We start from the raw sequence: 8,578 nt of genomic DNA, 5'->3' as shown, positions 1-8,578 counted from the left end.
ACTGGCCGATAAACCGGGTCGGCGAACTGCTCCCCTGGCGCGTAGCACTGCCGACTGAATAACACATCCCCGTCAATACGGTTCTTGCTGCACGCTTACACTCATCACGCTGTTGGTGAATTTTTTTAAAGGCTTCTTCGCGGGTCATTTGCTTACCGTTTGCATCTTTTCCCCAATATGCATCCGCTGCTTTCTGCGCCGCCACCATTTGCTTATCAAACGCTTTCACTTCCTTTTCCAGCGCAGGAATCGAGTTCTTCTGGGTATTCAACGCAGATTCAAGCTGACTAAAGCGATAATTGAAATCTTCGCTATTCACGATCAGATATTTATTATTCGTTTTGATATCGTCGACCACCCGCCCACGATCGCTGGCTGCCGCCTGAAAAGAGTAAAAGTTCACCGACCAGCCAGACGCGGGCGTTCCTTTACTGGTTAACATAGCCGAGAATTTTACCGGTTTATCTTTCGTCCAGGTCTGTTCGAGCAGTTCGTAATCTGCCAACTGACCGACCCAGGTATAGAGATCGTCACTGGAAGAGACATCGCCTTCCGCTGACCAGGTGGCCTGATTACCCTTAGCATCAAGATTTTTTAAGGTGATAGCATCAAGCTTGAGAATGCCGTGATACTGCTTTTTGAATTGATCTTTTAAGATATTTTCAGTTGGCGGTTCGCCATCTGCCCAGGCATTACCAGTCATCAACATAAGCAGTGCCGTGCCAACAATCCATTGCTTTTTCACCCGAAAAACCTCACGCGGAATAATTTATTTCGTGATTATCACTAGGGTAATGAAAATTGGCAATGGACGTAAGTCTGAAGTGAAAAAGCCCCGGCACGATACCGGGGCGAGGTGATTAGTACTGATTGAAGATCTGCTGGATCTGCTGCGGATCTTTGGTTTGCGTCAGAGCCAGCTGCAGCAGGACGCGCGCTTTTTGCGGGTTCAGCGTGCCAGAGGCGACGAAGCCGTATTTCGCATCATCCACTTCAGCATCCTGAGTGGTAGCACCCGTCGGTACGCGGGAAGAACGCACTACTGCAGTGCCGTTTTTCGCGGCGGTTGCCAGGGTGTCGAACACGGATTTATACAGGTTACCATTACCCACACCAGCGCTAACGATGCCATCATAGCCCGCATCTACCAGTGCTTTAGCCGGAAGATCGGATGCGTTAGCGTAGTTATAAACGATGCCGACTTTCGGCAGCTCATTCAGCTTAGAGACATCGAATGGCGTATCGCTGGTGTGCTTACGTGCCGGGGTACGTTGGTAGTCAATCTTACCGTTGTGAATGTATCCCAGAGGACCGTAGTTAACAGACTTGAAGGTCGCTACGTCGGTGGTGTTGGTTTTGGTTACATCGCGACCGTCCAGTACGGTGTCGTTCATCACCACCAGCACGCCACGATTAGCGGATGCTTTATCAGCTCGGTCACTACCGCGTTATACAGGTTGAATGGACCGTCTGCGCTCATGGACGTGGACGGGCGCATTGCGCCGACCATCACCACCGGTTTGTCGCATTTCACCGTCAGGTCGAGGAAGTAAGCGGTTTCTTCCATCGTGTCGGTACCGTGGGTAATGACGAAGCCGTCGGTTTTATCGCAGTCGGTGTTAATTTTTTTCGCCAGTGTCAGCCAGACATTATCGTTCATGTCCTGGGAGCCGATATTCACTACCTGCTCGCCTTTAACGTTCGCAATGTCTTTTAGTTGCGGCACCGCATTAACCAGATTTTCTACGCCAACTTTACCCGCTGTGTAGTTAGATTTGGTTGCGGAGTCACCACCACCGGCAATGGTCCCGCCGGTTGCTAAAATGGTGATATTGGGTAATGCCAATGCTGCACCACTAAAACCCATAACCAGTGCGGCAAGTGCCGTCTTTTTGAAAAACTCCATTTCATTCCTCCAGTTACGTGAACGCTACGCATTATCCCTTAGCTCTGTATGGGAAATTTGACGTTAAACAATTTACAACGTGAATATATTTTGGAGATCTACAAAGTTAGAGGCAGGTAACAAAACGAAGAATTAAACGGCATAAAAAAGTATTATGCCGTCTTAAAATAGAGGATTATTTTAAATTCCCGACCAGGGCTTTGCGGCTATCTTCCAGAGTCACAACGCGGCTACAAACATCTTTGCCAAACTGCTGGAAATCTTTTTCCTGCTTTTTCCACTCGGTTTGGATTGAGGATTGCAGCCCCCCCAGGCTTCCCAGCACATTCTGTAATGGGTTACCGCCGCTTTTCAGCACCGCTTTCGCGCCCATTTCATTAATGCTGTCCTGTAAAATTCCACCCATTGCCTGATTCACTAATTGCTGGCCTTCGGCGCGAACCTGATCAATGGCTTTATAGTGAAACGTCAGGCCATCGCTGCGCGTTTCGATAATGCGGTTCATCTGCTCTTTCAGCTGCGCATCAAGTTTGGTCAGACGGCTGCGCATTTTGCTGCTTTCGCCCATCTCCTGAACGATAATTTTATCCAGCGCAATACGGGCTTTTTCGACGCGGCTTTTCGCGCCTTCATCAATCCACGGCAGCGTGCTGCGTAGTTCAGCCTGATAATCCTTCGCCTGCTCGCGCTGGGCGGCATTCAGGGAATATTGCTTACCGTTATACATCACGTTGCCGTCTGGCGTGATCACCAGATTGCCGTTTTCGCCCTTCACCTGCACGGTTTGCGGGCTGACAATCACATCGTCACGCGGCGTGACGCTGCACTGGTAGTCGGCGTGAGCGGTCATTGCCGTCACTGAAAGTGCTGCCGCCAGCAGCATTTTGCGCATCATAGTCTTCCCTCAAGAAAAAATCAGGCCAGCATTTGCTGGCCCCAGATTGATAACAAAGTACGCGTTTTCCATGCCGGATGCGGCGTAAACACCTTATCCCGCCTACTCGATCGTGCATCTTTCCAGGCCTGATAAGCGTAGCGCATCAGGCAGTTTTGCATTTGTCATCGCCCGTATGCTTTCTTAGTCCCACCAAACGTCGAAAAGTTCGCTGGTGCGTACCTCATCCAGTTTGCGCTCTTCCAGCCACTTACGCACAATCGCCTGATGTTCTTCGGTGCATTTGCCGATTTCCTGCATGCAGATCAGACCTTCCCAGGCCAGATAACCGCTGCCGTCAAAGGCCAGTTTGTTCGGTTCGATAACCTCGTTAATAAAATCATCAACGGTTTTATCAATCTGTTCTTCCGATGTACCTTCCGGGAATCGCCATGCCACCGAAAATCCTAATTCCTGGAATTCGTCGATGTGCATTTTTTTACGCAGACGACGGCTACGGTTCTTTGCCATTATTTCACCCTCTCGAACATTAAGTCCCATACTCCGTGACCAAGACGATGACCACGTTGTTCAAATTTCGTCACCGGACGTGATGCCGGACGCGGTACGTAATCATTGCTCTCTGACAGGTTTTTATAACCGTCAATAGAAGACATCACTTCAAGCATATGTTCCGCATAAGGTTCCCAGTCGGTCGCCATATGGAATACGCCCCCCAGCTGCAGTTTGCTTTTTACCAGTTCGGCAAACGGCACCTGTACGATACGGCGTTTATAATGGCGCGCTTTGTGCCACGGGTCAGGGAAAAAGAGCTGCACCATGCGCAATGAATTGTCAGGAATCATTTTATGCAGCACTTCAACCGCATCGTGACACATCACTCGCAGGTTGCTTAAACCTTCTTCATGCGCAGAAGCCAGGCACGCACCAACGCCCGGTGAATGCACTTCAATGCCGAGGAAGTCCTGCTCAGGGCGATCTTTAGCCATTGCCACCAGCGACGCCCCCATGCCAAAACCAATCTCAAGCGTCACCGGCGCTTCACGGCCAAAAAGCGCGGGGAAATCCAGCATATCTTCGCTGAACTCAACGCCCATCACCGGCCAGTAGTTTTCCAGCGCATGTTCCTGGCCTTTGGTCAGTCGCCCCTGGCGGCGCACAAAACTACGGATACGGCGCAGTGGGCGGCCGTTTTCATCAAATTCCGGTGAAATGACGTCGTTTTTCATAAAGATTTAGTCGCTTGTGAAAGTGTTCTGAAAACGGGCATTATCCAAAGTTAGTTGCCGGATGCAAGCATGATAAGGCCGTGGCTGCGGAAAGTTCCGGTTTACACCCTGCCGTCGCTGTGCTGCAATCTTGCCCCCAACAACAGTGAATTCGGTGACCATGCAAGCGTCGCAATTTTCAGCCCAGGTTCTGGACTGGTACGATAAATACGGGCGAAAAACGCTGCCTTGGCAAATTGACAAGACGCCCTACAAAGTATGGCTCTCAGAAGTGATGTTGCAACAAACTCAGGTTGCGACCGTTATCCCCTATTTTGAACGCTTTATGGCGCGCTTCCCGACGGTGACCGATCTCGCCAATGCGCCGCTCGACGAAGTTCTCCACTTGTGGACCGGGCTTGGCTATTACGCCCGCGCGCGCAATCTGCATAAAGCGGCACAACAAGTGGCGACCTTACACGGCGGTAAATTCCCGGAAACCTTTGAAGAAGTCGCGGCGTTACCGGGCGTCGGGCGTTCCACCGCAGGCGCGATTCTCTCGCTTTCTCTGGGTAAGCACTTTCCGATTCTCGACGGTAACGTCAAACGCGTGCTGGCGCGCTGCTATGCTGTAAGCGGCTGGCCTGGGAAAAAAGAGGTCGAGAATAAATTATGGAGTTTGAGCGAGCAGGTGACGCCCGCGGTCGGCGTGGAACGGTTTAATCAGGCGATGATGGATTTGGGCGCGATGATTTGTACGCGCTCGAAGCCGAAATGTTCGCTCTGTCCGCTACAAAACGGATGTATTGCCGCCGCCAATAATAGCTGGTCGCTTTATCCGGGCAAAAAACCGAAACAGACGCTGCCGGAGCGCACCGGCTACTTTTTGCTGTTACAGCACGAAGATGAAGTATTGCTGGCGCAGCGTCCGCCGAGCGGATTGTGGGGCGGTTTATACTGTTTCCCGCAGTTTGCCGACGAAGAAAGTTTGCGGCAGTGGCTGGCGCAACGGCAGATTGCTGCCGATAACCTGACGCAACTGACCGCGTTTCGGCATACCTTCAGCCATTTCCACTTAGATATTGTGCCTATGTGGCTTCCCGTGTCGTCATTCACCGGCTGCATGGATGAAGGCAATGCGCTCTGGTATAACTTAGCGCAACCGCCGTCAGTTGGCCTGGCGGCTCCCGTGGAGCGTTTGTTACAGCAGTTACGCACTGGCGCGCCGGTTTAGCGCGTGAGTCGATAAAGAGGATGATTTATGAGCAGAACGATTTTTTGTACTTTCCTGCAACGTGAAGCAGAAGGTCAGGATTTTCAGCTGTACCCCGGCGAGCTGGGAAAACGCATCTATAACGAGATCTCCAAAGAAGCCTGGGCGCAGTGGCAGCACAAGCAAACCATGCTGATTAATGAAAAGAAACTCAACATGATGAATGCCGAGCACCGCAAGCTGCTTGAGCAGGAGATGGTCAACTTCCTGTTCGAGGGTAAAGAGGTGCATATCGAGGGCTATACGCCGGAAGATAAAAAATAAAAACAGTGCCGGAGCACGCCTCCGGCAACTTGCATAAAAACAAACACAACACGCACCCGGAATGATGAAAAAATATCTCGCGCTGGCTTTGATTGCGCCGTTGCTCATCTCCTGTTCGACGACCAAAAAAGGCGATACCTATAACGAAGCCTGGGTCAAAGATACCAACGGTTTTGATATTCTGATGGGGCAATTTGCCCACAATATTGAGAACATCTGGGGATTCAAAGAGGTGGTGATCGCCGGTCCTAAGGACTACGTGAAATACACCGATCAATATCAGACCCGCAGCCACATCAACTTCGATGACGGTACGATTACTATCGAAACTATCGCCGGGACAGAACCTGCCGCGCATTTGCGCCGGGCAATTATCAAAACGTTGCTGATGGGTGACGATCCGAGTTCGGTCGATCTCTATTCCGACGTTGATGATATTACGATTTCGAAAGAACCTTTCCTTTACGGTCAGGTGGTGGACAACACCGGGCAGCCGATTCGCTGGGAAGGTCGCGCAAGCAACTTCGCGGATTATCTGCTGAAAAACCGTCTGCAAAGCCGCAGTAACGGGCTGCGTATCATCTACAGCGTCACCATTAACATGGTACCGAACCACCTTGATAAACGTGCGCACAAATATCTCGGCATGGTCCGCCAGGCGTCACGGAAATATGGCGTTGATGAGTCGCTGATTCTGGCAATTATGCAGACCGAATCTTCCTTTAACCCGTATGCGGTCAGCCGTTCCGATGCGCTGGGATTAATGCAGGTGGTACAACATACTGCCGGGAAAGATGTGTTCCGCTCGCAGGGGAAATCCGGCACGCCGAGCCGCAGTTTCTTGTTTGATCCTGCCAGCAATATTGATACCGGCACCGCGTATCTGGCGATGCTGAACAATGTTTATCTCGGCGGAATTGATAACCCAACATCGCGGCGTTATGCCGTCATCACCGCCTATAACGGCGGCGCAGGCAGCGTGCTGCGAGTCTTTTCGAATGATAAGATTCAGGCTGCCAATATTATTAACACCATGACGCCGGGCGATGTTTATCAGACGCTGACGACCCGCCATCCCTCTGCGGAATCTCGCCGTTATCTTTATAAAGTGAATACCGCGCAAAAATCCTACCGCCGCCGATAATTCCATTAACCGCCCCTGACGATGCTCAGGGGCAAAAATGTTATCCACATCACAATTTCGTTTTGCAAATTGGGAATGTTTGCAATTATTTGCCACAGGTAACAAAAAACCAGTCCGCGAAGTTGATAGAATCCCATCATCTCGCTCGGTCAAATGTGCTTTTTCAAACACTCATCCGCATCACGATGTGAGGAAATTAACATGAATCTTAAGCTGCAGCTGAAAATCCTCTCTTTTCTGCAGTTCTGTCTGTGGGGAAGTTGGCTGACGACCCTCGGCTCCTATATGTTTGTTACCCTGAAGTTTGACGGTGCTTCTATTGGCGCAGTTTATAGCTCACTGGGTATCGCAGCGGTCTTTATGCCTGCGCTGCTGGGGATTGTGGCCGACAAATGGTTAAGTGCGAAATGGGTATATGCCATTTGCCACACCATTGGCGCTATCACGCTGTTCATGGCGGCACAGGTCACGACACCGGAGGCGATGTTCCTTGTGATATTGATTAACTCGTTTGCTTATATGCCAACGCTTGGGTTAATCAACACCATCTCTTACTATCGCCTGCAAAATGCCGGGATGGATATCGTTACTGACTTCCCGCCAATCCGTATCTGGGGCACCATCGGCTTTATCATGGCAATGTGGGTGGTGAGCCTGTCTGGCTTCGAATTAAGCCACATGCAGCTGTATATTGGCGCAGCACTTTCCGCCATTCTGGTTCTGTTTACCCTGACTCTGCCGCATATTCCGGTTGCTAAACAGCAAGCGAATCAGAGCTGGACAACCCTGCTGGGCCTCGATGCATTCGCGCTGTTTAAAAACAAGCGTATGGCAATCTTCTTTATCTTCTCAATGCTGCTGGGCGCGGAACTGCAGATTACCAACATGTTCGGTAATACCTTCCTGCACAGCTTCGACAAAGATCCGATGTTTGCCAGCAGCTTTATTGTGCAGCATGCGTCAATCATCATGTCGATTTCGCAGATCTCTGAAACCCTGTTCATTCTGACCATCCCGTTCTTCTTAAGCCGCTACGGTATTAAGAACGTAATGATGATCAGTATTGTGGCGTGGATCCTGCGTTTTGCGCTGTTTGCTTACGGCGACCCGACTCCGTTCGGTACTGTACTGCTGGTACTGTCGATGATCGTTTACGGTTGCGCATTCGACTTCTTCAACATCTCTGGTTCGGTGTTTGTCGAAAAAGAAGTTAGCCCGGCAATTCGCGCCAGTGCACAAGGGATGTTCCTGATGATGACTAACGGTTTCGGCTGTATCCTCGGCGGCATCGTGAGCGGTAAAGTTGTTGAGATGTACACCCAAAACGGCATTACCGACTGGCAGACCGTATGGTTGATTTTCGCTGGTTACTCCGTGGTTCTGGCCTTCGCGTTCATGGCGATGTTCAAATATAAACACGTTCGTGTCCCGACAGGCACACAGACGGTTAGCCACTAATTACGCAAAGAAAAACGGGGTCGCCAGAAGGTGACCCGTTTTTTTTATTCTTACTTCAACACATAACCGTACAACCGTTTCATGCCATCCGCATCGGTTTCGCTATAAACACCTTGCAGCTCCGGCGAAAATCCCGGCAACAAATTTACCCCTTCTTCCAGTGCAAGGAAATAACGTTGAACCGCCCCACCCCAGACTTCCCCGGGTACCACGCAAAGCACGCCAGGTGGATAAGGCAACGCCCCTTCTGCCGCAATTCGCCCTTCGGCATCACGAATCCGCACCAACTCCACTTCACCGCGAATATAAGGCAGTATGACTTTCCGTGAGACAGATGCTGGCCAACGTGGGATATTTAACGCGGGTTAACATCGTTGTCAGAGCCGCATGGGTGAGCTGTTGCTACACCCCGGTATTTCCACCACGGAGG

8 protein-coding genes and 2 pseudogenes are annotated in these 8,578 nt (G+C 50.8%); 4 read left to right on the top strand and 6 right to left on the bottom strand.

All coding sequences use genetic code 11. The features are described from left to right. The 5 genes and pseudogenes from BGK49_RS05305 to trmB form a co-directional block, all read right to left on the bottom strand. Positions 1-745 (bottom strand): DUF1202 family protein (locus BGK49_RS05305; RefSeq protein ID WP_242412511.1); only part of this gene is annotated, 745 nt, incomplete at its 3' end. A gap of 115 nt (positions 746-860) precedes the next feature. Next, positions 861-1,906, bottom strand: a pseudogene (ansB, locus tag BGK49_RS05300) (L-asparaginase 2). Between the two features lie 175 nt (positions 1,907-2,081). Next, complete coding sequence (locus BGK49_RS05295; RefSeq protein ID WP_000984796.1) at positions 2,082-2,801, bottom strand: YggN family protein; 720 nt, start codon at positions 2,799-2,801, stop codon at positions 2,082-2,084. 183 nt (positions 2,802-2,984) lie between these two features. Continuing rightward, a complete protein-coding gene (locus tag BGK49_RS05285) occupies positions 2,985-3,311 on the bottom strand; it encodes a YggL family protein (RefSeq protein ID WP_001107564.1) in 327 nt (108 codons plus the stop codon). Then, positions 3,311-4,030 (bottom strand): tRNA (guanosine(46)-N7)-methyltransferase TrmB, encoded by a 720-nt coding sequence (gene trmB, locus BGK49_RS05280; RefSeq protein ID WP_069375700.1) that lies wholly within the window; start codon positions 4,028-4,030, stop codon positions 3,311-3,313. Before trmB ends, BGK49_RS05285 begins: the two co-directional genes overlap by 1 nt. A 160-nt stretch (positions 4,031-4,190) precedes the next feature. On the opposite strand from trmB, the gene mutY reads away from it, so the two are divergent. The 4 genes from mutY (at position 4,191) to nupG (ending at position 8,148) form a co-directional block, all read left to right on the top strand. Then, positions 4,191-5,243, top strand: a complete 1,053-nt coding sequence (mutY, locus tag BGK49_RS05275) for an A/G-specific adenine glycosylase (RefSeq protein ID WP_001295382.1) — start codon at positions 4,191-4,193, stop codon at positions 5,241-5,243. 27 nt (positions 5,244-5,270) lie between these two features. Further along, on the top strand, positions 5,271-5,546 hold the full coding sequence (locus BGK49_RS05270) for an oxidative damage protection protein (protein WP_000091700.1): 276 nt from the start codon (positions 5,271-5,273) through the stop codon (positions 5,544-5,546). Between the two features lie 64 nt (positions 5,547-5,610). Continuing rightward, positions 5,611-6,690: a membrane-bound lytic murein transglycosylase MltC gene (gene mltC, locus BGK49_RS05265; RefSeq protein ID WP_001298916.1), complete on the top strand. Its 1,080-nt coding sequence runs from the start codon at positions 5,611-5,613 to the stop codon at positions 6,688-6,690. Positions 6,691-6,891: 201 nt separating this feature from the next. Further along, complete coding sequence (nupG, locus tag BGK49_RS05260; protein ID WP_001049791.1) at positions 6,892-8,148, top strand: nucleoside permease NupG; 1,257 nt, start codon at positions 6,892-6,894, stop codon at positions 8,146-8,148. A gap of 50 nt (positions 8,149-8,198) precedes the next feature. On the opposite strand, the pseudogene BGK49_RS05255 reads toward nupG, so the two are convergent. Next, a pseudogene (locus tag BGK49_RS05255) lies at positions 8,199-8,456 on the bottom strand (Orn/Lys/Arg family decarboxylase); the annotation flags it as partial. Positions 8,457-8,578 lie beyond the last annotated feature (122 nt).

The organism is Shigella sp. FC1544, from assembly GCF_001722145.1.
Lineage (GTDB): Bacteria > Pseudomonadota > Gammaproteobacteria > Enterobacterales > Enterobacteriaceae > Escherichia > Escherichia coli.
This window is presented reverse-complemented; position numbering and strand designations above follow the sequence as displayed.

Bases quoted from the DNA above. Each gene is read 5' to 3' on its own strand.
- BGK49_RS05295 (WP_000984796.1), bottom strand. From the start codon at position 2,801: ATGATGCGCAAAATGCTGCTGGCGGCAGCACTTTCAGTGACGGCAATG.
- BGK49_RS05285 (WP_001107564.1), bottom strand. From the start codon at position 3,311: ATGGCAAAGAACCGTAGCCGTCGTCTGCGTAAAAAAATGCACATCGAC.
- trmB (WP_069375700.1), bottom strand. From the start codon at position 4,030: ATGAAAAACGACGTCATTTCACCGGAATTTGATGAAAACGGCCGCCCA.
- mutY (WP_001295382.1), top strand. From the start codon at position 4,191: ATGCAAGCGTCGCAATTTTCAGCCCAGGTTCTGGACTGGTACGATAAA.
- BGK49_RS05270 (WP_000091700.1), top strand. From the start codon at position 5,271: ATGAGCAGAACGATTTTTTGTACTTTCCTGCAACGTGAAGCAGAAGGT.
- mltC (WP_001298916.1), top strand. From the start codon at position 5,611: ATGAAAAAATATCTCGCGCTGGCTTTGATTGCGCCGTTGCTCATCTCC.
- nupG (WP_001049791.1), top strand. From the start codon at position 6,892: ATGAATCTTAAGCTGCAGCTGAAAATCCTCTCTTTTCTGCAGTTCTGT.